Genomic DNA, 24,771 nt, shown 5'->3' on the forward strand with positions numbered 1-24,771 from the left:
ACGTCGATGTCCTCCATCCGTCTCGCCATCGTCGGTCTCGGCAAGATTGCCCGGGACCAGCATCTCCAGGCGATCGAAGCCACTGACGGCATCGATCTGGTGGCGGTCGCCAGCCGCAACGCCAAGCTGGACGGTGTTCACTGTTTTCCCGACATTGACGCGCTGCTCGCAGCCGACGTGGAGGTGGATGCGGTCTCGTTGTGCACGCCGCCGCAGGGTCGTTTCGAGCAGGCGCGTGCAGCCCTTCTCGCCGGCAAGCATGTGATGCTGGAAAAGCCGCCGGGCGCCACCATTGCCGAAGTCTTCGCGCTGGATCAGCTTGCACGGCAGCAGGGTGTTTCGCTGTTTGCGACCTGGCATTCGCGAGAGGCGGCGGCCGTTGAGCCGGCCCGCCAGATGCTGGCCGACCGCACGGTCCGTTCGCTGCATGTGGAATGGAAGGAAGACGTGCGCCATTGGCATCCCGGCCAGGACTGGATCTGGGAGCCGGGCGGCCTCGGCGTGTTCGATCCGGGCATCAATGCCCTCTCCATCGTCACCCGCATCATGCCGGAAAGCTTCCATCTGGTGGCGTCGAACCTGTCCTTCCCGGCCAATCGGGCAGCCCCGATTGCCGCCGATCTGGAATTCATGACCGCCAGCGGCGTGAAGCTGACCGCTGCTTTCGACTGGCGCCAGACGGGTCCGCAGACCTGGGATATCCGGGTCGAGACCGACCGCGGCTCGATCGTGCTGACCCATGGCGGCAGCCGCCTGTTCGTGGATGGCGAGGCGCAGATCGTCGAGGAGGATCGCGAATACCGTAATCTTTACCGGCATTTCGTTTCCCTGGTCACGTCCGGCCAGTCGGATACGGATTTCTCGCCCCTGGTGCACGTCGCCGATGCCTTCATGCTCGGTCGCCGTCATGAGGTCGAGGCGTTCGAGGATTGACGCGAAAGCGGCTTCGCCGTTCACGCATAGCGCAGAAGAAGACAGGCTCATGAGCAAAGACACACTGCCCACCACGACCACAGGACCGAACGGCAAGCTGCGTTCGCGCGCCTGGTTCGACAATCCGGCGAACGCCGACATGACCGCGCTCTACCTCGAGCGTTACATGAACTTCGGCCTCAGCCAGGCGGAACTGCAGTCGGATCGCCCGATCATCGGCATTGCCCAGACGGGCTCCGACCTGTCGCCGTGCAACCGTCACCACCTCGAGCTGGCCAACCGCCTGCGCGAAGGCATTCGTGAAGCCGGCGGCATCGCCATCGAATTCCCGGTTCACCCGATCCAGGAAACCGGCAAGCGCCCGACGGCCGGCCTCGACCGCAACCTAGCCTATCTTGGCCTCGTGGAAGTGCTTTACGGCTATCCGCTGGATGGCGTCATCCTGACCATCGGCTGCGACAAGACGACCCCGGCCTGTCTGATGGCCGCGGCCACGGTCAACATCCCGTCGATCGCCTTTTCGGTCGGTCCGATGCTGAACGGCTGGTTCCGCGGCGAGCGCACGGGCTCCGGCACCATCGTCTGGAAGGCGCGTGAACTTCTGGCAAAGGGCGAGATCGATTACGCCGGCTTCGTCAAGCTTGTGGCCTCCTCGGCTCCGTCCACCGGTTATTGCAACACCATGGGCACGGCCACCACGATGAATTCGCTGGCCGAAGCGCTCGGCATGCAGCTTCCGGGTTCGGCCGCTATTCCGGCGCCTTATCGTGACCGCCAGGAAATGGCCTATCTCACCGGTCTTCGCATCGTCGAGATGGTCAAGGAAGACCTGAAGCCGTCTGACATCATGACGAAGGACGCCTTCATCAACGCCATTCGGGTCAACTCGGCCATCGGCGGCTCCACCAATGCACCGATCCACCTGAACGGCCTTGCCCGCCACCTCGGCGTCGAGCTGACGATTGATGACTGGCAGACCTACGGCGAAGAGATCCCGCTGCTCGTCAACCTGCAGCCGGCCGGCGAATATCTCGGCGAAGACTATTATCACGCCGGTGGTGTTCCGGCTGTCGTCAACCAGCTGATGACCCAGGGCCTCATCAAGGAAGACGCGATGACGGTCAATGGCAAGACCATCGGCGAGAACTGCCGTGGCGCCGTGATCGAGGACGAAAAGGTTATCCGTCCCTACGACCAGCCGCTCAAGGAGCGCGCCGGTTTCCGCGTGCTGCGCGGCAATCTCTTCTCGTCGGCGATCATGAAGACGAGCGTGATCTCCAAGGAGTTCCGCGACCGTTACCTGTCCAACCCGAACGATCCGGAAGCCTTCGAAGGCAAGGCCGTCGTGTTCGATGGACCGGAAGATTATCACCACCGCATCGACGATCCGTCGCTCGGCATTGACGCGAACACCGTTCTCTTCATGCGTGGCGCAGGCCCGATCGGATATCCGGGTGCCGCGGAAGTCGTCAACATGCGCGCGCCGGACTATCTGCTGAAGCAGGGCGTCACCTCGCTCCCGTGCATCGGCGACGGTCGCCAGTCCGGCACGTCCGGCAGCCCGTCGATCCTCAACGCCTCGCCGGAAGCGGCAGCGGGCGGTGGCCTTGCCATCCTCAAGACCGGTGACCGTGTTCGCATCGACGTCGGTAGCGGCAAGGCAGATATCCTCATTTCCGCCGAAGAGCTTGCCGCGCGCTACGCCGAGCTGGAAGCGAAGGGCGGTTACCAGTATCCGAAGCACCAGACGCCATGGCAGGAAATCCAGCGCGGCATCGTCGGGCAGATGGAGACCGGTGCGGTTCTCGAACCGGCCGTGAAATACCAGCGGATCGCGCAGACGGAAGGTATTCCGCGCGATAACCACTGACGGGAGCATCAGGGCGCGGAACGTCTGTGCCGCGCTTTCGGAGGAACCCGAAACGACAATTGTGGGCGACGGTCTCGCCGCCCACGGGGGATGAATTTTCGGTCGGGCTCGAAGGGAGCCTCGACAATCAGGAGGAGTATCCATGAAACTTTTCAAGTATCTCACCACGGCTGCGATGTTTGCAGCAATGACGATTGCTGCCCCGGCCGGCGCTGCCGACAAGGGTCTCGTCGGCGTTGCCATGCCGACCAAGTCGTCTGCCCGCTGGATCGCGGACGGCGACAACATGGTCAAGGTGCTCAAGGAGCGCGGTTACGACGTTGACCTGCAGTACGCAGAAGACGACATCCCGAACCAGCTCTCGCAGATCGAAAACATGGTCACCAAGGGCGCCAAGGTGCTCGTGATCGCGTCGATCGACGGCACCACCCTGTCGGACGTTCTGCAGCAGGCTGCCGACCAGAAGATCAAGGTCATCGCCTATGACCGCCTGATCCGCGATACGCCGAATGTCGATTACTACGCCACGTTCGACAACTTCCAGGTTGGCGTTCTGCAGGCAACGACCCTCGTGAAGGCTCTGAAGGCCGACACCGAAAAGGGCCCGTTCTACATCGAACTCTTCGGCGGTTCGCCGGACGACAACAATGCCTTCTTCTTCTACAACGGCGCGATGAGCGTTCTCCAGCCGCTCATCGACAAGGGCGTTCTGAAGGTTGGTTCCGGCCAGGTTGGCATGGACAAGGTTTCGACGCTGCGTTGGGACGGTGCAACCGCCCAGGCTCGTATGGACGCCATCCTGTCGGCTTTCTATGCCGACAAGAAGGTGAACGCTGTTCTGTCGCCCTATGATGGCATCTCGATCGGTATCCTGTCGTCGCTGAAGGGCGTCGGTTACGGTTCCGGCGGCGTTCCGATGCCGTACGTGTCCGGCCAGGACGCTGAAGTGCCGTCCGTCAAGTCGATCATCGCTGGTGAACAGTACTCCACCATCTTCAAGGACACCCGCGAACTCGCGAAGGTGACCGTGGACATGGTTGACGCCGTCATGAGCGGCAAGGAGCCGACCGTCAACGACACCAAGACCTACGACAACGGCAAGAAGGTCGTTCCGTCCTACCTCTTGAAGCCGGTTGCCGTCGACAAGACCAACTGGAAGGAAGTTCTGGTGGGTTCCGGTTACTACAAAGAAGACCAGCTGAAGTAATATCCTGATCGGACGTGGCGGCGCGTCACTGCGCCGCCACGTCCATTTTTGTCCCCATCGGAGATGATGGCATGCTTGCTCCCGTGATTGCGGCTGAACGCCCGCCGATTCTGGAAATGCGCGGCATTTCCAAGTCATTTGGTGCTGTGAAAGCCCTGTCCGACGTCAGCTTCACCGTGCGCGAAGGCGAAATCCATGCGCTGGTGGGTGAGAACGGCGCCGGAAAATCCACACTGATGAAGGTCCTGTCCGGCGTTTATCCGCACGGCAGTTACGAAGGCTCGATCCTGTTTGCGGGAGAAGAGCGGCAGTTTCGTGATATCAACGATACCGAAGCGCTCGGCATCATCATCATTCACCAGGAACTCGCGCTGATTCCGCTGATGTCCATTGCCGAGAACATTTTCCTCGCCAATGCACCGTCGCGTTTCGGCGTGATCGACCGCTCCGTCGTGCACGAGCGCACCAAGGCATTGCTAGCGAAGGTTGGCCTGAGCGAGCAGCCGGATACGCTGATCACCAATCTCGGCGTCGGCAAGCAGCAGCTCGTCGAAATCGCCAAGGCCCTGTCGAAGGACGTGCGGCTGCTGATCCTCGACGAGCCGACGGCCTCGCTCAACGAAAAGGACAGCGCAGCACTGCTGGAACTCCTGAAGGAATTCCGCAACCAGGGCATAACCTCGATCCTCATCAGCCACAAGCTGAACGAGATTTCCGAAGTGGCCGACCGCATCACCGTTCTGCGCGACGGCCGCTCTGTCGATACCATGGATTGCCATGCCGGCGTCGTGCCGGAAGACGAGATCATCCGCAAGATGGTCGACCGCGACATGGAAAGCCGCTACCCGAAGCGCACGCCGAACATAGGCGAAATGATCTTCGAGGTGGACGACTGGTCCGTCTATCATCCGCAGCATACGCATCGCCAGGTCGTGAAGAACCTGTCGCTGAAGGTCCGCGCCGGCGAGGTGGTCGGCATTTCGGGCCTCATGGGTGCCGGCCGCACCGAATTTGCCATGAGCGTGTTCGGGCGCTCCTGGGGCCGCAACATCACCGGTACGGTAAAGATGCACGGCAAGCCGGTCGATGTATCGACAGTCACCAAGGCGATCGATGCGGGTCTTGCCTATGTGACGGAAGACCGCAAGCATCTCGGCTTGATCCTGTCGGAAGACATCCGCAAGAACATCTCGCTTGCGAACCTGCCGGGCGTCTCGCGCAGCAGCGTGATCGATGACATTTCGGAAATGAAGGTGGCGCAGGAATTCCGCGCGCGCATGCGCATCCGCAGCCACAACGTCTACCAGGAAACCGGCAAGCTTTCCGGCGGCAACCAGCAGAAGGTGGTGCTGTCGAAGTGGCTGTTCACCAATCCGGACCTCTTGATCCTCGATGAACCGACCCGCGGTATCGATGTCGGCGCAAAATACGAAATCTATTCCATTATCAACGAACTCGCGGATGCCGGAAAGGCAGTCGTGGTGATCTCCTCGGAAATGCCGGAGCTGATCGGGATCTGCGATCGCATCCTGGTCATGCATGAGGGCGAATTCGTCGGCGAAGTGGCCGGCGCGGAAGCCACCCAGGAGAACATCATGCGCGCCATCATGCGCCGCAAGGGGAGAGACGAATGAGCACGCCTGAAACCACAGCACCGGCACCGCAGAGCGCGGCCGGTTTCCTCAAGGACAACCTGCGCGAATACGGGATGCTGATGTCGCTCGTCGTCATCGTCATCTTCTTCCAGTTCGCCACGGGCGGCATTCTCTTAAAGCCGCTCAACCTGACGAACATCATCCTGCAGAACAGCTACATCGTCATCATGGCGCTCGGCATGCTGATGATCATCGTCACCGGTCACATCGACCTGTCGGTCGGCTCTGTGGCGGGTTTCATCGGCGCCGTCGCGGCCATGATGATGGTGCAGTACAACTTCGACTTCGTCACGGCCGGCATCATCTGCCTGTTTCTCGGCGGCCTGATCGGTGCGGTGCAAGGCTATTTCGTCGCCTATTTCAAGATACCGTCCTTCATCGTGACGCTGGCCGGCATGCTGGTCTTCCGCGGGTTCATGATTGCAGTCCTCAGCGGCCGTTCGATCGGTCCGTTCGACGCGACGTTCCAGAAACTGTCCTCCGGCTTCATTCCGGAATTCCTGTCCTCTGAGGGCGGACTCTATCTGACCTCGTTGATCCTCGGCATTGCCGTGGCGGCTTTCCTCGTCTGGCAGAATGTCCGTGGCCGGGCGCGGCGCCTGTCGCACGGCGTCGAGACGGAGCCCTTCGGTTTCTTCGTCGGCAAGAACATCGTGCTCCTGGCCGCCGTCAGCTACATCGCCTATCTCATTGCCTCGCATCGCGGCCTGCCGAACGTGCTGATCATCATGGCGCTGCTGATTGCGGCCTATGGGTTCTTCACCAACCGCACGATCATCGGCCGGCAGATCTACGCCGTCGGCGGCAATGCCCGCGCGGCCGAACTCTCCGGCATCAAGACGCAGCGCCTGGTGTTCTGGACCTTCGCCAACATGGGTGTGCTGGCAGCGCTTGGCGGTCTTGTGGTTGCGGCACGCCTCAACAGTGCCACCCCGAAGGCCGGCGCCGGTTTCGAACTTGATGTCATTGCCGCCTGCTTCATCGGTGGTGCCTCCGCCTATGGTGGCGTCGGCAAGGTGACGGGTGCCGTCATCGGCGCGTTCCTGATGGGGGTCATGAACAACGGCATGTCCATCCTCGGCATCGGCATCGACTATCAGCAGGTCATCAAGGGCCTGGTCCTGCTCGGCGCCGTTTGCGTGGACGTCTACAACCAGCGTCGTTGAGCATCCTCCCAAGCGTTCCGACCTGAAAAAGGCCGCCAGTCCCAACGGACTGGCGGCCTTTTGATGTTGTCTCGAAGCACCTTGGAAATGATCCGGCGCTTTCGGCGCCGAATCCGGTGAAAGCCTCAGCCCATCCGTTCGGAGGCGTAGGAACCGGGGCTCGGCGGGAAGACAATAGTGCGATTGCCGTTGATGAAGGTGCGGTGGTGGATGTGCGCATGAATGGCACGTGCCAACACCTGAGCTTCGACGTCGCGGCCAAGCGACACATAGTCATCCGGCGACTGGGCGTGGGTCACGCGCACCGTGTCCTGTTCGATGATCGGGCCCTCGTCGAGATCCGCCGTCACGTAATGGGCGGTGGCGCCGATCAGCTTCACCCCGCGCTGGTAGGCCTGCTTGTAAGGGTTTGCACCCTTGAAGCTCGGCAGGAAGGAATGGTGGATGTTGATGATTTTGCCGGACATTCTCTGGCAGAGTTCATCGGAGAGAACCTGCATGTAGCGGGCCAGCACAACAAGTTCGGTACCCGTCTGCTCGACGAGATCCAGAAGCTGCGCCTCGGCCTGCGGCTTGTTGTCCTTGGTCACCTTGATGTGGTGGAACGGGATGTCGTGATTGACCACCACCTTCTGGTAATCAAAGTGATTGGAGACGACACCGACGATATCGATCGGCAACGCGCCGATCTTCCAACGATACAGCAGGTCATTCAGGCAGTGGCCGAAGCGCGAGACCATCAGCAGAACCTTCATCCGCTCGGCGGCATCAAAAATGTCGGCCTGCATGGAAAACTTGGCGGCAATCGGCGCAAGCCCGTCGATCAACGTGGCGCGATCGACGCCCTCCTCGGAGATGAAGGAGATCCGCATGAAGAACTTCTGCGTGTCGAAATCGTCGAACTGCGAGGAATCGACGATGTTGCATCCTTTCTCCGCCAGATAACCGGACAGGGCGGCCACGATGCCGCGGGCGGTCGGGCAGGTCACGGTCAGCACATAGCTTTTCATCGTCATTCTTCTCCAAGGGGCGCGCGACCTAGCCCCGGACTGATGGTGGTTTTGCCGGCGGGATGCCGGTTGTGGGTTGTCACCGCAATAACCAAGATTGGCCAGAGTTCAAGTCTTCTGTCCGCACGGCGCGCTGCGTTCAGCTGGAGGAGGATGACGGTGCAAGCGCGGCTGGGCCGTTCCGCAAGCGTCGTTCAGCCGCTTATCACCGCCGTTTCCGGCCGGTGCCCTTGATTTCGGTCAAGGTGCAGCCATCAACGCGATCTAATCTCGGTTTCCGGGAGGACGTAGCCGTGAACCGCCAGGATAGATCCATGCTTGAAGACCGCATCAGACGCCCATCCCTCCTCGACAAGATCGTCACGCCGAAGGAGGCGGCCAGCCTGATTGCAGATGGCATGGTCATCGGAATGAGTGGCTTCACCCGCGCGGGTGACGCAAAGGCCGTGCCCGTTGCCATGGCCGAGCGTGCCAAGAGCGATCCCTTCAAGATCACCCTCCTCACCGGTGCCTCGCTCGGTCACGATATCGACCGGATGCTGACGGAAGCGCACGTGCTGGCCCGCCGAATGCCCTTCCAGACGGACGCGACGCTGCGCGCCGCCATCAACCGCGGCGAGGTGATGTTCGTCGACCAGCACCTGTCCGAGACCGTCGAGCACCTGCGCTCGAACCAACTCGGTCCCATCGACTATGCGATCATCGAGGCCGCTGCGATCCGGCCGGATGGTGGCATCATCCCCTCGACCTCGATCGGCAATTCGGCAAGCTTCGCCATCCTCGCCAAGAAGATCATCATCGAGATCAACCTCTCCCAGACCCTCGACCTCGAGGGGCTGCACGACATCTATATCCCGACCAAGCGCCCGACCCGCGAGGCGATCCCCGTCGTCGCCTGCGATACACGGGCCGGCGTGCCGTATATCCCGATCGATCCTGACAAGATTGCCGCGATCGTCATCACGCAGGAGCAGGACAGCTTTTCGACCGTCGAGCCAGCTGATGCGGATACCCGGGCCATTGCCGATCACCTGATCCGCTTCTTCGAGGAGGAGGTGCGCCTCGGACGGCTGGACCTCACCCTCAATCCTCTACAGGCCGGTATCGGCACGATCGCCAATTCGGTTCTGTCCGGACTTGCCAATGGTCCCTTCCATCACCTGCGGATGTATAGCGAGGTCCTGCAGGACAGCACGTTCGACCTGTTTGACGCGGGAAAGCTGAGCTTTGCCTCCGGATCCTCGATCACACTGTCCTCGGCCTGCGCGGCCCGCGTCTATGCCGACTTCCGTCGCTACCGGGACAGGCTGGTCCTGAGGCCGCAGGAAATCAGCAACCATCCCGAGGTCATCCGCCGCCTGGGCGTCATCGGCATCAACACGGCGCTGGAGGTGGATATCTACGGCAACGTCAATTCCACGCATGTGAACGGCACGCACATGATGAACGGCATTGGCGGCTCGGGCGATTTTGCCCGCAATGCCTACCTGTCGATCTTCGTGACGAAATCGCTCGCCAAGGGGGGACGGATCTCCTCCGTCGTGCCGATGGTGCCGCATGTGGACCATACCGAGCACGACGTCGATATCATCGTGACGGAAAACGGTCTTGCGGACCTGCGCGAACTTGCGCCCCGCGAGCGGGCAGAGCGCGTCATCCGCAATTGCGCGCATCCGACATATCGCGATGAACTTCTCGATTATTTCCAGCGCGCGGTCGCCCGTGGCGGACATACGCCGCATCTCCTGGAGGAGGCGTTGTCCTGGCATCAGCGTAGTCGCGAGACCGGCTCCATGCTGAAGGCAAAGGAGGTTCGTGCCGCGGCGGAGTGAATTGTACGGCATTAACGGTCTCACAGACTCCTGAACTCCTGATTTTGAAAGTCTTCGGCGGCTGGCGAAATATGAGAGCGAATATTTCTCACTTTATTAGCATTTTCTTCAGGTGCGTGCCGCCAAATGGTCGAACCGGTCCGCGGCTGGGCGTCATGCGCGTTCAACGGCTGGATCAGATGCTGGTGACGGGAGAGCGCACAAGGCTGCCTCTTTCCTGAGGCCGGCCAAACGGGCTAGTCGGGGGCGATGAGGCTAACGTGAAACCGGCACTACAGGGCGTGCAGCGGCGTCATCGCGGCATCAATCCGAGCATCCTGGCGCTCGCTGCGCTTGCGGTCGTGTGCACCCTGTTATTGGCCGTTTCTGCCATCTCCAACAGCTTTTCTCGCGTGCAGGCGGCACGCGGGACTGCTCAATGGATCGAGAAATTCGCCATCGTGTTTGATGCGGCGACATGGATTTCCGCCGAACGCGGGCCGGCGAACAGCTATATGGCGGCATCCGCGCAACAGGCTGTATCGGCGCGGCAGGCGTGGCAGAGCGCCAAAGCCCAGACCGATGCCGCCCTGGCCGCCGTCGAGACCCTGGGTGTCCCGGCGCGCGCAATCGAGGATGTGCGCCACCAGTTGATGGCGGGGCGGGTTCTGGTGGAACTGAACGCCATGAAACCCCTGGAGCGACGGACCCCGGGAGAGGTCCAGCAGGCAATCGAGACGATGTTTAAGGCATGGGATCGGTATCGTTCCGGTGTCATGACCCGCTGGGGAGCGGCTGCCATCGAGCAGGAACGGTTACTTGCCGATGTGGTGATGAAGGGCGCTGCCTTCAGTGATCTCCGCGAATATGCGGGGCGGATCGGCTCCTACCTGATCGGGCCGATGACGGCGCGCGTGGCGATTCCGGAGAAGAACCTCCTGGCCATCACCAGTTTGCGCAATCAGATCGAACAGACCTGGCAACTCTTGGCACCAGCGCGTCTGGTGGAGCGCGTGGGATCGGAGTTTCACGACAAGGCGCTTGATGTACAGCGGATTTATCTGACGTCCGGCCTGCAGCTGATCGACGAAGAAATCGAGAATGGGCGCACGAAAGGGCAATTCAAACGGGACGCCGCGACCTTCACCCAGGAATACGTCCAGTTGATGCAGCCGCTGACCGATCTGCGCAACGGATACTTGGAGAGCCTGAAGCGGACGCATGAGAACCAGACTCGGTCCTCGACGATTGATCTTTTTGTCGATGGCGCTCTCGCCATCGTCCTGCTTGCGCTGGTGCCGCTGTTCCTGGCCATCATCCGCATCCGTATCTTGCGGCCGCTTCTGCGCGGGGTGGCGGATGTGATCGCGCTCGCCGAAGGTCGCAAGCCCGGGACACGCCCGAAGGATCATCCGATTGCGGAGATCGCGTCGCTGTTTGCGGCCATCCGCATCCTCGAGGGCCGGTTGACCGAGCGGGCCCGTCTGACGCGAGAATTCGAAAAGCTGTCGCAGACGGATAGTCTCACGGGGCTTCTGAACCGGCGTGGCTTCGAAAGGGAGGCGCATGCCCTGGCGGAGCACGGTCCCGCCGCGCTCATCATTGGTGATATCGATCACTTCAAGGAGGTCAACGACCGCCATGGTCATCCGGTGGGTGACCGTGTTCTGGCAGGTGTTGCATCCATACTACGCCAGACAACGGGTGCCTCCTGCCGGATCGGTCGTATCGGTGGCGAGGAGTTCGCCGTGCTGTGTCCTGGTGTGAACGTTGAAGAGGCAACACGTCTCGCCGAAGACATCCGCCGATCGGTGGCAAACCATTCCTTCCCGTTGACCGAAACGACGTCGCTGACCGTCAGCCTCAGTCTCGGTGTGGCGCCGAGCACCTATGCCGGCAGTTGGACGGAACAGGTGCGCCAGGCCGATGCCGCTCTGTATTGCGCAAAATCCGACGGACGGAACTGCGTCCGGGTCGTGGTTGCCGGCAACGCGCCGACATCGCCGCGCGACATTTCCACCGCTGCCTGATCTCGCCCGTTTCGGGCTGGACAGATGGATCGGATGTCATTATGTAACGTTATTACATAACCAACGTCGTATCCGAGTGCGCCGCCCATGTTCCAGAAACTCTTGACCCAACGCTCACCAGACCGTTATCTGGCGTGGATGGTTCCTCTTCTCCGGACGGAAACGAGGATTAATAGGGAACACGGTACGACGACCTTGCAATCGTTCAGTCCGTGGCTGCCCCCGCAACTGTAGGCGGATGCCACTCGTCCTTGTGACGCTTCACCAGCGTCATGTCACTGCGCCATGCGGCGCGGGAAGGCAGGCGAAAGGCGACAACCGTGAGCCAGGAGACCTGCCATCAGCACATATGTCCAACGTCACGGGCGGGGATGCCCGGAACAGGAGCCACCAATGATGACGCTGCCGATGCGGCAACAGCACTTGCCGACCAGTTTTTTCCCCGGACGCCAGGGCCCGCATTGCCGAACAGCGGACTGACCGCTCTTGGCGTTTCATCGACACGTGCCATCTCTGGCCAATCTGGGATCTACCATCATGACGACCACGACACGCCTGATGCGTGCCGCCGCCGGTGCTCTTGCGCTCGGGGCTAGCCTCTTTTCCGTCCCGGCCTTCGCCGCCGCGACGACCTATCCCGTGACAATCAAGAATTGCGGTCGGGACCTCACCTTTGCCAGGGCGCCGCAGCGCGCGGTGTCTCTCGGACAGAGCACGACGGAGATCCTCTACCTGCTCGGCCTTGCGGACAGAACCGTCGGTACCGCCGTCTGGCTCGGCCCGGTTCTGAAGGGCTACGAGGAGGCCAATGCGAAGGTGCCTCGCCTTGCCGATAACGATCCGAGCTTCGAGAGCGTGATTTCCCGCAAGCCGGATATCGTGACTGTCCAGTTCCAGTGGCATGTCGGCCCGAAGGGGACGGTCGGAACGATCGAGCAGTTCGCCGATCTGAAGATCCCCGTCTACACGTCGCCCTCCGATTGCATCGGCAAGGACAATTCCTCCGGTGGCGACGGCGTTCGGGTCGATGCCTTCTCCATGGACCTGATCTACCGGGAAATCCGCGATCTCGCGCAGATCTTCGATGTGCAGGACAAGGGTGAGACCGTCATTGCCGACCTGAAGGCGCGAGAGGAGGCCGCCCGCCAGAAGGTGGCCTCCGCCAATGGCAAGCTCTCGGCAGTATTCTGGTTTTCGAGCGCTAATCCCGCCGCAGACCCTTACGTCGCGGGCAGGAACGGCGCACCCGGCTACGTCATGAAGGCGCTTGGCATTCGCAACATCATCGAAAGCGACGAGGAGTGGCCGACCATCGGCTGGGAAACCATTGCCAAGGCCGACCCCGCCATCATCGTTGCCGCCCGCATGGAGCGCCGCCGCTATCCGGCCGACGATATTGCCGTCAAGCACCAGTTCCTCAAGACCGATCCGGTGACCAGTCTGATGACGGCAGTGAAGGAGAACCGTGTCGTGGATCTTGATGCACAGACCATGAACCCGACGATCCGCACCATCGATGGCATCGAAGCACTGGCCGACGCCATTGCCGAACTGAGCCTTCCCCGGTGACCGCGACCGGGTTGCCGCTCAAGCTGGGGGCTGCCACGGCAGCCCTCCTTCTGTTGACGCTCTCCCTGTGGCTGGGGGCGGCGATCGGCGAAACCTCGATCCCGCTGGAGATCGTCGCGAAAACCTTTGCCAACCGGGTCTGGCAGGCCGGATATCCGATCGACCCGATCGATGAGGGGATCATCTGGAGTTACCGGTTGAGCCGTGTCGTGGTCGCGGCCTGCTGCGGTTCTGCGCTGGCTCTGTCGGGGGGCGTTCTGCAGTCGCTGTTGCGCAATCCGCTGGCAGATCCCTATGTGCTCGGCATTTCGGCGGGCGCCTCCACGGGCGCCGTAACGGTCGCGATCCTCGGTGTCGGAGGCGGGTTGATCGGGCTGCCGCTCGGCGCCTTTGCCGGCGCGCTGATTGCATTCCTGGCGGTGAGCCTGCTGGCGTTGCGGGCCGGGCGTGGCTCTGCCGCCATCATTCTTGCCGGCGTCGCCGGTTCCCAACTCTTCCACGCCCTGACCTCCTTCATCGTTACCAAGGCGGCCAATGCCGAACAGGCCCGCGGGATCATGTTCTGGCTGCTGGGCAACCTCTCCGGTGTCCGTTGGCCGGATGCCGGCCTGGCCTTTCCCATTGCGCTTATCGGACTGTTGGTCTGCCTGGCGCAGGCGCGTTCGCTGGATGCCTTCGCTTTCGGCAAGGAATCGGCCGCCTCGCTAGGTATCCCGGTACGACGGGTCTACGCGCTGCTGATTGCAGTGACGGCCATGATGACGGCGGTCATGGTGTCGCTCGTCGGTTCGATCGGGTTCGTCGGCCTTGTCATTCCGCACGCCACCCGCATGCTGGTCGGCGTCCGTCACGGCACCCTGCTTCCGGCAGCGGCCGTCATTGGTGCGATTTTCATGGTGCTCGCCGATATCCTGTCCCGCATCCTGATCGCCGGTCAGGTGCTGCCTATCGGCGTTGTCACTGCCCTGTTCGGCGCGCCCGCGTTCGCGCTGATCATGAGCCAAAGGAGGGCGAGCCTGTGAGACTCGACGCAACAGATCTGTCCTGGTCTACCGGCGGGCACACGATTGTGGGTAGCGTGTCGCTGCGCGTGGAGGCCGGCGAGTTTTTCGGCATTGTCGGGCCGAACGGATCGGGCAAGAGCAGCCTGATTTCGATGCTGGCGGGCCTGCGCAGTCCGAAGACGGGCGCAGTGACGCTCGGTGACACACCCCTCGCGGCTCTGCCGCGCCGGCAACTGGCGCAGCGTCTGGCCCTTGTCGAGCAGCAGGCGGACACGTCCGAGCGGATGACGGCACGCCAGGCGGTGGAGCTTGGCCGCACGCCTTATCTCGGCCTTGCATCGCCCTGGTCTGCAGAGGATGAGGCGGTCGTGGACCAGGCGCTTGATGCCGTCGGCATGGCGCACCTGGCCCATCGGGTCTGGCACACGCTTTCGGGCGGGGAACGCCAGAGGCTGCATATCGCCCGGGCGCTGGCCCAGCAGCCGCGGCTGCTCATTCTGGATGAACCGACGAACCATCTCGATATTGGCCATCAGATCGGCCTTCTCGATCTCGTGCGCCGGCTGGATCTGACGGTGATTGCCGCGCTGCACGATCTCAATCACGCGGCCATGTTCTGCGATCGGATTGCGGTGATGAAGAGCGGCTCCATCGTCGCGACCGGCCGACCGGACTCGGTGCTGACCGAGGATCTCATCCGCGACGTGTTCAACGTGCATGCGACCGTCGAACGGGCGGCGGATGGGTGCACGATCCGTTTCCGCCCAGAAGACCGGGGTGTGTCGGGCGAGCGCCCCACACCCCGTCTCGTGTCATGACTGCGGCTGCTTCGTCTTGCGCAGGTAAGGCAGCACCGTATCGAACGAACCGAAGCGGGCGATTGCGTCCTCGTTGGAGACGGCGGCGGTGATGATGACGTCCTCGCCCTGCTGCCAGTTGGCCGGCGTCGCGACCTGGTGGCGGGCCGTCAGCTGGATCGAATCGATTGCGCGCAGGATCTCGTTGAAGTTGCGGCCTGTCGTCATCGGGTAGGTGAGGATCAGCTTGATCTTCTTGTCCGGGCCGATGACGTAGACCGAACGCACGGTGGCGTTGTCCGCCGGGGTGCGGCCTTCCGAACTGTCGCCGGCACCGGCGGGCAGCATGTCGTAGAGCTTTGCTACCTTCAGGTCCTTGTCGCCGATCAGCGGGTAATCCACATCAAAGCCGGTGGCGGTGCGGATATCCGCCTTCCACTTGGCATGGCTTTCCACCGGATCGACCGAGATGCCGATGATCTTGACGCCGCGCTTGCGGAACTCGCCCTCGAGGCCCGCCATTGCGCCCAGTTCTGTCGTGCAGACCGGTGTAAAGTTCTTCGGATGCGAGAAGAGAACCGCCCAGCCTTCGCCGATCCAGTCGTGGAAACTCAGGGAACCTGCCGTGGTTTCAGCGGTAAAATCCGGGGCTATGTCATTGATGCGCAGGGACACGTATGTTTTCCTCCTGGGATGTTTGATGGCGCCCAGCATATGCCGGCGAGCCATCAATGCCAGACAGAGGTTTTCACAAAGGTCGCCGCGTCCGGAAAATCTGTTCGCATGCCTTCTCATGACAGCGTTGCCCGCGTCGCCGCCATCACGCGTCTCTTAATACCTGCGCCTGTGCGCAGGCTAATTGGCTGTAGCAGGGACATTGAGCCGAACGGTCGTCAGACGATCTCCGTCGTCACCTCGGCAATGGTCGCCACGCGGCAGACGGGCTTCAATGCCGCGATGGCCGTTTCGTGCACGTCCGGCGAAAAGGCAGCGCAGCCATCCGAGAGAACCGTCACGTCGAAATCGCGCACATGCGCATCGCGCACCGTGGAGGCGACGCCGCCATTGGTGACGATGCCGCAGACGAGGAGCTTGCGGATATCGCATTTGCGCAGCACCCATTCCAGCCGCGTCATGTAGAAGGCGGAATAGGCGACCTTTTCGATGCTGATATCGGCCGGGGCGAGCTTGTCCACGAGACGGTGACCCCACGAGCCCGGGGCGAAATCGCCCTTCGCCAGAAAGGGCCGCAGCGTCTTCAGATGCGGCGAGATGAGCGGCTCGCCGCCCTTCAGGGGCACCAGCGTGAACTGGGTGGAGATGATCCAGCCGCCGGCCGTGCGGATCTGGTCGGCAAGCGGCACCAACCGGTCGGATAGCGCCGCAATATCGGAGGACGTCTGGCCCGCCCGGCCATAGGCCCCCTGCGGATCAAGAAAGTCGTTCTGCAGATCAACGATCAGGAGGCCCGTCTGGGCCGCGGATATGGGGTTGTGCATCAGCGCCTCTCAATGATGACATTGCCGAGCTCATCGACCCGTGCCGCCAGGTCCGGATCGACCAGCACCGTGGCATCCGGCTGTTCGAGGATCGCCGGCCCCTCGATCTCGGCTCCGACCGGCAGTTCCAAGCGGGCATAGATGGCGGTGTCGTGCCAGGCTCCATCGAACCAGACAGGACGACTGCCGCGCGCGGCCTTTTCCAGCGAGCATCCGGCATCCGGCGCAAGCGCCTTCAGGCTGAAATGCGGGCGACGGCCGATCGCGGCGGTGCGCAGGTTGACGATCTTCGCCTTCAGCCCCGGCAGCAGGCGGCTGAAGGAGGCGCGGTAGGCAGCATCGAAGGCGTCCTGCACGATCTGGCGGGTCACACCCGTAGAGCCATTGGCAATCGTTACCGGCAGCGGCACGGAGACCGTGTGCGTCTGGCCGACATAATGCATGTCGAGCTCGAACAGGATATCGACCCGCTCCATCTGAAGACCAGCCTCATGGACGATACGACCTGCGGCCTCGGCCTCCGCCACCATGCGGGCGTCAAGGACCGCCTCATCCAGCGCATCGACCGTCAGGTTCACCGTCTGCACCTGATCGTGGCGGATGTCCGCAATCACGCAGCCGAGGGCCGAGGTGACGCCCGGATACCGCGGCACGAGTGCAGCCTGAAGACCAACGTCCTTGATGAGCGCACCGGCATGCAGCGCGCCGCCACCGCCAAAGGGTACAGCGACGAATTTTGCCGGGTCGTGTCCGCGTTCGATGGAGACGAGGCGGATGGCGCCGGCCATGCGACCGTCCGCCACGCGGACAATCGCTTCCGCCGCTTCCATGACGCCAAGGCCGCACGGGCCTGCGACATGTTCGGCAATGGCGGCCTTGGCTGCTTCCACGTCGAGACGCGATAGTTTGCCGCCGATCGGACGCTCCGCATTGATGCGGCCGAGAACGATATTGGCGTCCGTCAAGGTCGGGCGGGTGTTGCCCTGGCCGTAGGCGACCGGGCCGGGGCGTGAACCGGCGCTTTCCGGACCGACCTGCAGCAACCCGCCGGCATCGACATGAGCAATCGATCCGCCGCCGGCGCCGATCGTGGTAATCTCGATCATCGGCGTTCGCACGACAAGACCGAAATCGATCGTCGTCTGGGCGGCGAGCGAGGTCTGCCCATCGACGACCAGGGAAACGTCAAAGGAGGTGCCGCCAAGATCGCCGGTAATGATATTGGGATAGCCGGCCGCCTTGGAGATGGCAGCCGCCGCGATGACGCCGGCCGCGGGGCCGGACAGGGCGGTGCGCACCGGCAGCCGGCTGGCGGTTTCGGTCGACATGACCCCACCATTCGACTGGACGATATGGAACGGACCGGTAAAGGCCTCACCCTTCAGGGCATCCTGCAGTTTGCCGAGATAGCCGCCGACCACCGGCTGGAGATAGGCATTCAGCGCCGTGGTCGAGGTGCGCTCGAACTCGCGGATTTCCGGCAGGATCTGCGCGGACGAGGCGAGGTTGCCATTCGGCCAGACGGAGCGCGCCGCTTCCAGCGCCGCCAATTCGTTCGCCGGATTGGCATAGGCATTGATGAAGCAGATGGCGAGTGCTTCGGCCCCTGCCGCGAGTGCCTTCAAGGCGGCGGCGCGGACTTCCTCTGGATCAAGCGCTTCGCGCACCGTTCCGTCCGCCAGCACGCGCTCGTTCACCTCAAAACGCATGTCGCGTTCAATGACAGGGATAAAATCACCCCACAGGCCCCAGGTGTTCAATCGGTCGCGGCGGCGCATTTCCAGCACGTCGCGAAACCCTTTCGTGGTGATCAGCGCGGTGCGCGCGCCCTTGCGCTCCAGAAGCGCATTGGTGCCGACGGTGGTGCCGTGCACGATCGAGCCGAGATCGGCAATGGCGCCGAAGGATTTCAATCCTTCGATAAAGCCGACGGCCTCATCGCCGCGATTGGAGGAGACCTTTGCGGTGCGGAACTTTCCGGTCGCTTCTTCATAATAGAAGAGGTCGGTAAACGTGCCGCCGACATCGACGCCCACGACCGCGCCGTTCAGGCTCTTGATATGGCTGTTCATGCGGCTTTTCCTTCACGCAATCTGTCGGTCGCCTGCACATCGACCTGTCCGTCCTTGGTCACCTCGACGCCGTACAACGTGCGCGCGTTTTTCCGGCTGACGAAGCCGAGACGGACGTCCCGCGCGACTTTGTCCGGCGACCGGGTCCACGGGTTGCCGTAACCGCCGCCGCCGGGCGATTCGATACGTATCTTCTGGCCGGCGCGCACCCTGACATCCGTGACCTTGGAGGCGAGCGGCGGCGAGCGCTCGCCATCATCGCTCTCCCAGGTGAAGCGGTTGAGCCCGCCTTCCAGGCCGCCGGCGACACCCGGTGGTGCATAGACGCCGCGTTCGCCAAGCAGGAAAACATCCGCGTCGGTCAGCGTCTCGACTTCATATATGGAGCCGACGCCACCCCGATGATGGCCGGCACCGGCAGAATCCGGCCTAAGGGCCCATTGGGTGAAGACGACGGGGTAGGAGGCTTCCAGGATTTCCGCCGGCGGAATGGTGGCCATAGAGATCGGGTTGTTGGCGTGGTTCAGACCGTCGCTTTCCGGGTTGCCGCCCAGCCCGCCGCCGAAGAAGGAGAACATCACATAGCGGGAGCCATCGCCACGATAGCCCGCAATCGACAGCGCATTGATAGTGCCGAACGGAGCGGCCGTCGCGCGCGAGGGATCGGCCTGTGCCAAGGCGCCGAACACGACGCCGATGACGCGCAGGATCGTTTCGGTGTACCCGCCGACCGGCTTCGGCGGCTTGACGCCGAGCAGCGTCGTTTCCGGGATGATGAAGGAGATCGGCCGCAGGCATCCGGCATTGGCCGGCACCGCGGTGAAGACGTGCTTCAGCGCCACATAGCAGCAGGCGGCAGCCGTCGAATAGGCGATGTTGAGCGGCCCCGCACAGGGCGCCGAGGAGCGCGAAAAATCCAGCACCATCTCGTCGCCTTTGATGGTGAGGTCGAGTGCGATGGTAAGGCGCTCCGGCGTGATGCCGTCATTGTCGAGGTAGTCCTCGAAACTGTAGACTCCGTCCGGCAGCGCCCGGATCGCGTCGCGCATCATGGCATCGGCCCGATCCGAGAAGACATCGAAGGCCTGGGCGACCGTGCTGTCGCCATAAGCATCCAGCAGTTCCGCCAGCCGCCGTTCGCCGAGATCCAGCGCGTTCAGCTGACCGTTCAGATCGCCGTAGTTGGAGGTCGGCACACGGGAATTGGCCGCCAGAATGTCGAGGAGGTCGCGATTCATCACGCCCTTCGACACCAGCTTGACCGGCGGAATGCGGACCCCTTCCTGAAAGCTCTCGGTGGCCTTGGCATTGAATCCGCCCGGCACGTTGCCGCCGATATCCAGCCAATGCCCAACGGAGGCGATCCAGCAATAGAGCTTACCGCCGCGAAAGACCGGGCGCACCAGGCGGAAATCGTTGAGATGCGTGCCGCCGGCATAAGGATCGTTGAAGAGATAGGTATCGCCGGGGTTCAGATCCCCGTCCGTCGCTACCTTGTCGATGACCGCCTTCACGGCAAACGCCATGGCGCCGACGAAGATCGGCAGACCGCGGGTGCCCTGCACCAACGTGGCGCCCGTCTCTGCGTGATAGAGGCCGTGGCAGGCATCGCGGGCCTCGGCAATGATCGGATTGAAGGCGGAACGATAAAGCGTCGCGTCCATCTCGTCGGCGATCTGCTCCAGACGACCGTTCAGAATGGCGAGCGTGACGGGATCAAGAGCGCTTTTCATGCGGCGTCGTCCTTCGTGTTGCCCTTGGCGGATGGGGAGTGGTGGGCGGCGTCGAATTCCTCGTAACGACGGCCGAGGTCGAGCATTTGCGGCGTGCCGATCAACTCGTTCAGCGCGCCGAAATCGAACATGCGATCGGCAAACGGCGTATTGGTGCCGTGCTGATGCAGGGATGCGTAATAGTCCTGCGCGGTCCGTGCCAGAGCCCGGACGATGCCGCCCGGGAAGATCACGATGCTGTAGCCCATCCGGCCAAGCTCCGCCGCGGAGAACATCGGCGTGTTGCCGCCTTCCACCATGTTGGCGAGCAGCGGTCGACGGCCACCCAAGGCTGTGCTGACGGCACCCAGTTGTTCGGCCGAGCGCGGCGCCTCGACGAACAGGATATCGGCGCCGGCTTCAGCATAAAGGGCAGCGCGATCGATCGCGGCTTCCAACCCCTCGATCGCGACGGCGTCGGTGCGGGCGATGATCAGCGTCTCTTCGGACGCGCGTGCATCGACGGCTGCTTTCACCTTGCCGGCCATTTCCTGCGCTGAAACAATGCTCTTGTCCTGCAGGTGGCCGCAGCGCTTCGGCAGCGTCTGGTCTTCCAGCTGGATGGCGCTGGCACCCGCCCGCTCGAAGGTTTTCACGGTTCGCTGCACGTTGAGCGCATTGCCGTACCCGTTGTCGGCATCGACGATCAGCGGGGTTTCCACCCGCTGGCGGACCAGGCTGATGACATCGGCGACTTCCGTCATGGAGACAAGACCGATATCCGGCCGCCCGAGCCGGGTATAGGCGATGGCGGCGCCCGAGAGATACAGGGCGGAAAAGCCGGCATCCGTGGCGATCGAGGCGGTCAGCGCATCGAAGACGCCGGGCGCGACGACCGTCTTGCCGTCGGAGATATGGTGTTTGAGGCTGGTCATGTCTTGTCCTTCATCGCGGGAGCGACCCTTGAACGGGCGTGGTCCGGCGGATTGGCAGCGGCCGCGGGGGCCGCAACGGCAGGCGATGGGGGTATCCGGCGGCCGACGCTGCGGCCTGACGCGGCGGAGCGATCCCGATGGCGGAGCGGCGGATGGGGTGCGTGCATCATCATCTTGCTCCTCAAAGCCCAAGATAGGCGCGCTTGAGGTCCGGATCGGCCGCGATCTCGGCGGCAGAGCCGGACATGGTCACGAGCCCGTTCTCGATGATGTAGGCGCGGTGGGCGATCTCGAGCGACTGCACGACGTTCTGTTCGACCAGCATGATCGGCAGGCCGTCGGCGTTCAGCCGTTTCACGAGGTCGAACATTTCCTCGACCAGCAGCGGTGAAAGTCCGAGCGAGGGTTCGTCGAGGATCAGAAGCTTCGGTTCAGCCATCATGCCGCGGCCGATCGCCAGCATCTGCTGCTCGCCGCCGGAGAGCGTGCCGGCCATCTGCGTCATGCGCTGACGAAGCTTCGGGAACGTGTCGTAGACCCGCTCGATGTTGCGGCTGCGTCCGGCACGTCCGCGGCGATAGCTGCCAAGCTCGAGATTTTCCTCTACGCTCATGTTGGGGAAGATCTTGCGGCCTTCCGGCACATGGATGAGCCCGGCTTCGACGGCGGCGATCGGTGAGCCGCCAAGCGCCCTGCCGTCGAAGGTGATCGAGCCGGAGGCGAGGGGAAGCAGACCGGAGAGCGCCTTGTTGAGGGTCGTCTTGCCGACGCCGTTGGCTCCCAGCACCGCGACGATCTCACCGCTGGCGACGGAAAGGTCGATGCCGCGCAGCACTTCCACGCCACCATATCCGGTGCGAATGTCTTTCACCTCAAGCATGGGCGCCTCCGAGGTTGGCGATGCGCGCGGCGGCGCCCTTGCCGAGATAGGCCTCGATGACGGCCGGATCGTTGCAGACGGAGGCGGGCGTTCCTTCCGCGATCATCTGGCCCTGTGCCAGCACATAGACCTCTTCGCAGAGGTTCATGACGGCCTGCATCACATGCTCGATCATGAAGATGGTCACCCCGTCGTCGCGGATCGCCCGGATCACCGGAATGATGTCGCGGATTTCCGACGGGTTGAGACCGGCCAGCACCTCATCGAGCAGCAGCAGCTTGGGTTCGGTCGCCAGGGCACGGGCAAGCTCCAGCCGCTTGCGCCCGGCAACCGTGAGGCTCGAGGCTTGCTGTTCCAACTCCCCGCCAAGTCCCACGCGTTCCGCAACGGCCCGAGCCTTTGCGATGGCGTCCTCCGTTTTCGGGTGGCGCAGATAGCTGCCGACGGTGATGTTCTCCAGCACGTTCAGCCCCTGGAAGGGTTGGACGATCTGGAACGTGCGGGCAATGCCCATCTGCGCCCGCTGATGCGGCTTGAGACGGGTCATATCGCTGCCCTGCCAGAGGACCTGCCCAGCCGTTGGCTGCAGGAAACCGGCAATCACGGCAAAGAGGGTGGTCTTGCCCGCCCCGTTTGGGCCGATCAGCCCCGTAATCGATCCTTCCCGAACCGAGAGGGAGGCCTGGTGGACGGCAGTCAGACCGCCAAAGCGCATGGTGATGGTGTCGGTGCGCAAGATCATATCGCGATCCTCCGGGCAAGCCGCGGCGCAAAGCGGCGCACGAGGCCGAGCACCCCGCCTGAGGCGAAGGCAACGACGCCAATCAGCACGACGGCAAACACCATCAGGTCGATGCCGGGGATGCGGCCGGCGAAACTCTTGGTCAGTTCGCCAAGCCCATGCAGCGTGAAGGTGCCGATCAACGGTCCGAGCACGAGTCCGCGTCCGCCGACCAGCGGTGCCAGCAGGGCTTCGACCGAAATCCAGACGCCGAAGCCGATATTGGCGTCGATATAGAGAAAGTTCTGAACGTAGAGCACACCGGCCGCCGCCGTCATCGCGCCCGACAGGCTGATCGCCTTCAGCTTGACAGACAGGACATCGACGCCGAGCGCACGGGCGGCATCCTCGTTTTCGCGCACGGCGACCAGATGGGCGCCGAAACGCGAACCGGCAATGGCCCGGCTGATGACGAGGCCGACGAAGACGAAGGCGAGTGCCAGCCAGAGGAAGGAGGCGCGGCTTTCGAACTGCATGTTGGCAAAGCCGGGATCGAGCTTCAGCAGAAGGCCGGCGGCTCCGCCCGTCCATTCGGATGCATTGGCAAGAATCCGCATCAGTTCGGCGAAGGCAAGCGTGATCAGAGCGAAATAGGAACCACGTAGGCCGGCCCGGAAACTCAGGAAACCGAGAATGAAACCGGCAGCGGCACCGGCAAGCAGTGCCAGCAGGAAGGCGACCCAGGCATTGAGGCCGACATGGACCTGCAGGATCGATGCCGTGTAGCAGCCGACGCCGAAGAACAGCGCATGGCCGAAGGAGGTCTGCCCAGCGACGCCGCCGAGAATGTTCCACCCCTGGGCCGCCAAGGTTATGATCAGCGACATCACCATGAAGTTGAAGAGAGTATTGGATGAGGAGATGAACGGCACGACCGCAAGCGCGGCCGTTACCACAGCAATGGGAATATAACCGCTGAGCTTCATGCCTTTGCTCCGAACAGGCCGGTCGGCTTCAGGAGCAGGACCAGGATGAAGATGATGAAGATGCCGATCTGGCCCAGGCTTTCCCCCAGGAGCAGTCCGCTCAGGCTTTCCACGAGACCAATGAGAAGACCGCCGATCATGGCGCCTGGGATCGAGCCCATGCCGCCGAGAACGACGATCGTAAAGGCAATGTTGACGAATGCGCCACCGACGCGCGGATTGACATAGAAGGTCGGCATCAGCAGACCGGCCGCAACGGCAAGGGCCGCGCAGCCGAGGCCGAAGGTCAGCGCGTAGACATGGCCGACATCGATCCCCATCAGACTGGCGCCGAGTTTCTCCTTGGCAACAGCGCGGATCGCCTTGCCGGCATCCGTGCGGCTCATGATGAACCAGAGGAGGGCGGTGACGACGAGCGAGCCGGCAAAACCGACGAGGCGAGGGGACGAAATCAGGAAGGGACCTGCTTCAACGACCGAGAAGGAGAAATCCGAGCTGATCGACCGCGTATCGGAGCCAAAACCGGCCAGCAGCGCATTTTCGATGAAGATCGAGAGCCCCAGCGTGATCAGCAGGATATTGCCGTCATCGTCTTTGGCTGCCGGTCCGATGATCAGGCGCTGGACGCCATAACCGAGAGCGAAAAAGACCGGTGCAAGAAAAAGGATCGACAGATAGGGGTCGATCCCGCCCAGCACGTTCAGGCCCCAGACGGCGAACATGGCGCTGGCGAGGATGGCTCCATGGGCAAAGTTGATGATGTGCAGCACGCCGTAGACGAGCGTCAGCCCAAGCGCGATCAGCGCGTAGATCGCGCCGGTCAGCAGCCCGTTGATCATCGCCTCGATGAGAATGGTTGGGGAATACATCGTCCAGTCCGCAAGGTTGCGTTACAGGAGGCAGATCCCGCCGGA

General features: G+C 62.7%; 20 protein-coding genes and 1 riboswitch. Of the genes, 10 read left to right on the forward strand and 10 right to left on the reverse strand.

Annotated features, from left to right (window positions below; translation table 11 throughout):
- The first annotated feature begins 6 nt into the window (after nt 1-6).
- The 5 genes from G6N78_RS22680 to mmsB all read left to right on the forward strand — a co-directional run bounded on the left by G6N78_RS22680 (nt 7) and on the right by mmsB (nt 6,831).
- The gene (locus G6N78_RS22680) at nt 7-933 is read left to right on the forward strand and encodes a Gfo/Idh/MocA family protein (RefSeq protein WP_165224261.1); all 927 of its coding nucleotides are present in this window, start codon (nt 7-9) and stop codon (nt 931-933) included.
- 49 nt (nt 934-982) lie between these two features.
- Nucleotides 983-2,803 (forward strand): IlvD/Edd family dehydratase, encoded by a 1,821-nt coding sequence (locus G6N78_RS22685; RefSeq protein WP_165224264.1) that lies wholly within the window; start codon nt 983-985, stop codon nt 2,801-2,803.
- A gap of 142 nt (nt 2,804-2,945) precedes the next feature.
- Entirely contained in the window at nt 2,946-4,010 is a 1,065-nt protein-coding gene (chvE, locus tag G6N78_RS22690; protein ID WP_165224266.1) for a multiple monosaccharide ABC transporter substrate-binding protein, read from the forward strand.
- 71 nt (nt 4,011-4,081) lie between these two features.
- Nucleotides 4,082-5,644, forward strand: coding sequence for a multiple monosaccharide ABC transporter ATP-binding protein (gene mmsA / locus G6N78_RS22695; RefSeq protein ID WP_165224268.1), 1,563 nt, complete (start codon nt 4,082-4,084; stop codon nt 5,642-5,644).
- Nucleotides 5,641-6,831: a multiple monosaccharide ABC transporter permease gene (mmsB, locus tag G6N78_RS22700; RefSeq protein ID WP_165224269.1), complete on the forward strand. Its 1,191-nt coding sequence runs from the start codon at nt 5,641-5,643 to the stop codon at nt 6,829-6,831. Before mmsA ends, mmsB begins: the two co-directional genes overlap by 4 nt.
- A gap of 125 nt (nt 6,832-6,956) precedes the next feature.
- Here the strand turns inward: mmsB and purU are convergent, their stop codons facing one another.
- Nucleotides 6,957-7,841: a formyltetrahydrofolate deformylase gene (gene purU, locus G6N78_RS22705; RefSeq protein WP_165225416.1), complete on the reverse strand. Its 885-nt coding sequence runs from the start codon at nt 7,839-7,841 to the stop codon at nt 6,957-6,959.
- A gap of 314 nt (nt 7,842-8,155) precedes the next feature.
- On the opposite strand from purU, the gene scpC reads away from it, so the two are divergent.
- The 5 genes from scpC (at nt 8,156) to G6N78_RS22730 (ending at nt 15,073) form a co-directional block, all read left to right on the forward strand.
- The gene (scpC, locus tag G6N78_RS22710; RefSeq protein ID WP_165224271.1) at nt 8,156-9,673 is read left to right on the forward strand and encodes a succinyl-CoA:acetate CoA-transferase ScpC; all 1,518 of its coding nucleotides are present in this window, start codon (nt 8,156-8,158) and stop codon (nt 9,671-9,673) included.
- Nucleotides 9,674-9,933: 260 nt separating this feature from the next.
- Entirely contained in the window at nt 9,934-11,682 is a 1,749-nt protein-coding gene (locus tag G6N78_RS22715; RefSeq protein WP_165224273.1) for a GGDEF domain-containing protein, read from the forward strand.
- A 122-nt stretch (nt 11,683-11,804) separates the two neighbouring features.
- A riboswitch (cobalamin riboswitch) is annotated at nt 11,805-12,038 on the forward strand.
- 181 nt (nt 12,039-12,219) lie between these two features.
- Nucleotides 12,220-13,251: an ABC transporter substrate-binding protein gene (locus G6N78_RS22720; protein ID WP_165224275.1), complete on the forward strand. Its 1,032-nt coding sequence runs from the start codon at nt 12,220-12,222 to the stop codon at nt 13,249-13,251.
- A complete protein-coding gene (locus G6N78_RS22725; protein WP_165224277.1) occupies nt 13,248-14,273 on the forward strand; it encodes a FecCD family ABC transporter permease in 1,026 nt (341 codons plus the stop codon). The genes G6N78_RS22720 and G6N78_RS22725 overlap by 4 nt, the downstream gene beginning before the upstream one ends.
- The gene (locus G6N78_RS22730) at nt 14,270-15,073 is read left to right on the forward strand and encodes an ABC transporter ATP-binding protein (protein WP_165224279.1); all 804 of its coding nucleotides are present in this window, start codon (nt 14,270-14,272) and stop codon (nt 15,071-15,073) included. Before G6N78_RS22725 ends, G6N78_RS22730 begins: the two co-directional genes overlap by 4 nt.
- Here G6N78_RS22730 and G6N78_RS22735 read toward each other — a convergent pair.
- From G6N78_RS22735 to G6N78_RS22775, 9 genes are all read right to left on the reverse strand, one after another.
- Nucleotides 15,068-15,727, reverse strand: a complete 660-nt coding sequence (locus tag G6N78_RS22735; protein ID WP_165224282.1) for a peroxiredoxin — start codon at nt 15,725-15,727, stop codon at nt 15,068-15,070. The two genes, G6N78_RS22730 and G6N78_RS22735, sit on opposite strands and share 6 nt — an antisense overlap.
- 218 nt (nt 15,728-15,945) lie before the next feature.
- Nucleotides 15,946-16,551, reverse strand: a complete 606-nt coding sequence (locus G6N78_RS22740) for a cysteine hydrolase family protein (RefSeq protein WP_165224284.1) — start codon at nt 16,549-16,551, stop codon at nt 15,946-15,948.
- Complete coding sequence (locus tag G6N78_RS22745) at nt 16,551-18,623, reverse strand: hydantoinase/oxoprolinase family protein (protein ID WP_165224286.1); 2,073 nt, start codon at nt 18,621-18,623, stop codon at nt 16,551-16,553. Before G6N78_RS22745 ends, G6N78_RS22740 begins: the two co-directional genes overlap by 1 nt.
- Nucleotides 18,620-20,356, reverse strand: coding sequence for a hydantoinase B/oxoprolinase family protein (locus G6N78_RS22750; protein WP_165224288.1), 1,737 nt, complete (start codon nt 20,354-20,356; stop codon nt 18,620-18,622). The genes G6N78_RS22745 and G6N78_RS22750 overlap by 4 nt, the downstream gene beginning before the upstream one ends.
- Nucleotides 20,353-21,270, reverse strand: coding sequence for an isocitrate lyase/PEP mutase family protein (locus G6N78_RS22755; RefSeq protein ID WP_165224290.1), 918 nt, complete (start codon nt 21,268-21,270; stop codon nt 20,353-20,355). Before G6N78_RS22755 ends, G6N78_RS22750 begins: the two co-directional genes overlap by 4 nt.
- Nucleotides 21,271-21,451: 181 nt before the next feature.
- Nucleotides 21,452-22,150 (reverse strand): ABC transporter ATP-binding protein, encoded by a 699-nt coding sequence (locus G6N78_RS22760; protein ID WP_165224292.1) that lies wholly within the window; start codon nt 22,148-22,150, stop codon nt 21,452-21,454.
- Nucleotides 22,143-22,889 carry an ABC transporter ATP-binding protein gene (locus G6N78_RS22765; RefSeq protein ID WP_165225419.1) on the reverse strand — a complete coding sequence of 249 codons (747 nt, stop codon included), beginning with the start codon at nt 22,887-22,889 and terminating at the stop codon, nt 22,143-22,145. Before G6N78_RS22765 ends, G6N78_RS22760 begins: the two co-directional genes overlap by 8 nt.
- A complete protein-coding gene (locus tag G6N78_RS22770) occupies nt 22,889-23,857 on the reverse strand; it encodes a branched-chain amino acid ABC transporter permease (RefSeq protein ID WP_165224294.1) in 969 nt (322 codons plus the stop codon). Before G6N78_RS22770 ends, G6N78_RS22765 begins: the two co-directional genes overlap by 1 nt.
- Nucleotides 23,854-24,726 (reverse strand): branched-chain amino acid ABC transporter permease, encoded by an 873-nt coding sequence (locus G6N78_RS22775; RefSeq protein WP_165224296.1) that lies wholly within the window; start codon nt 24,724-24,726, stop codon nt 23,854-23,856. Before G6N78_RS22775 ends, G6N78_RS22770 begins: the two co-directional genes overlap by 4 nt.
- Nucleotides 24,727-24,771: the final 45 nt, after the last annotated feature.

Source organism: Allorhizobium pseudoryzae (assembly GCF_011046245.1).
GTDB lineage: Bacteria > Pseudomonadota > Alphaproteobacteria > Rhizobiales > Rhizobiaceae > Neorhizobium > Neorhizobium pseudoryzae.

What these genes read in the sequence shown, in the direction of transcription:
- mmsB (WP_165224269.1), top strand. Translation starts at nt 5,641, where the DNA reads ATGAGCACGCCTGAAACCACAGCACCGGCACCGCAGAGCGCGGCCGGT.
- G6N78_RS22685 (WP_165224264.1), top strand. Translation starts at nt 983, where the DNA reads ATGAGCAAAGACACACTGCCCACCACGACCACAGGACCGAACGGCAAG.
- G6N78_RS22720 (WP_165224275.1), top strand. Translation starts at nt 12,220, where the DNA reads ATGACGACCACGACACGCCTGATGCGTGCCGCCGCCGGTGCTCTTGCG.
- mmsA (WP_165224268.1), top strand. Translation starts at nt 4,082, where the DNA reads ATGCTTGCTCCCGTGATTGCGGCTGAACGCCCGCCGATTCTGGAAATG.
- G6N78_RS22740 (WP_165224284.1), bottom strand. Translation starts at nt 16,551, where the DNA reads ATGCACAACCCCATATCCGCGGCCCAGACGGGCCTCCTGATCGTTGAT.
- G6N78_RS22755 (WP_165224290.1), bottom strand. Translation starts at nt 21,270, where the DNA reads ATGACCAGCCTCAAACACCATATCTCCGACGGCAAGACGGTCGTCGCG.
- chvE (WP_165224266.1), top strand. Translation starts at nt 2,946, where the DNA reads ATGAAACTTTTCAAGTATCTCACCACGGCTGCGATGTTTGCAGCAATG.
- purU (WP_165225416.1), bottom strand. Translation starts at nt 7,841, where the DNA reads ATGAAAAGCTATGTGCTGACCGTGACCTGCCCGACCGCCCGCGGCATC.
- scpC (WP_165224271.1), top strand. Translation starts at nt 8,156, where the DNA reads ATGCTTGAAGACCGCATCAGACGCCCATCCCTCCTCGACAAGATCGTC.
- G6N78_RS22760 (WP_165224292.1), bottom strand. Translation starts at nt 22,150, where the DNA reads ATGCTTGAGGTGAAAGACATTCGCACCGGATATGGTGGCGTGGAAGTG.
- G6N78_RS22680 (WP_165224261.1), top strand. Translation starts at nt 7, where the DNA reads ATGTCCTCCATCCGTCTCGCCATCGTCGGTCTCGGCAAGATTGCCCGG.
- G6N78_RS22750 (WP_165224288.1), bottom strand. Translation starts at nt 20,356, where the DNA reads ATGAAAAGCGCTCTTGATCCCGTCACGCTCGCCATTCTGAACGGTCGT.
- G6N78_RS22770 (WP_165224294.1), bottom strand. Translation starts at nt 23,857, where the DNA reads ATGAAGCTCAGCGGTTATATTCCCATTGCTGTGGTAACGGCCGCGCTT.
- G6N78_RS22745 (WP_165224286.1), bottom strand. Translation starts at nt 18,623, where the DNA reads ATGAACAGCCATATCAAGAGCCTGAACGGCGCGGTCGTGGGCGTCGAT.
- G6N78_RS22775 (WP_165224296.1), bottom strand. Translation starts at nt 24,726, where the DNA reads ATGTATTCCCCAACCATTCTCATCGAGGCGATGATCAACGGGCTGCTG.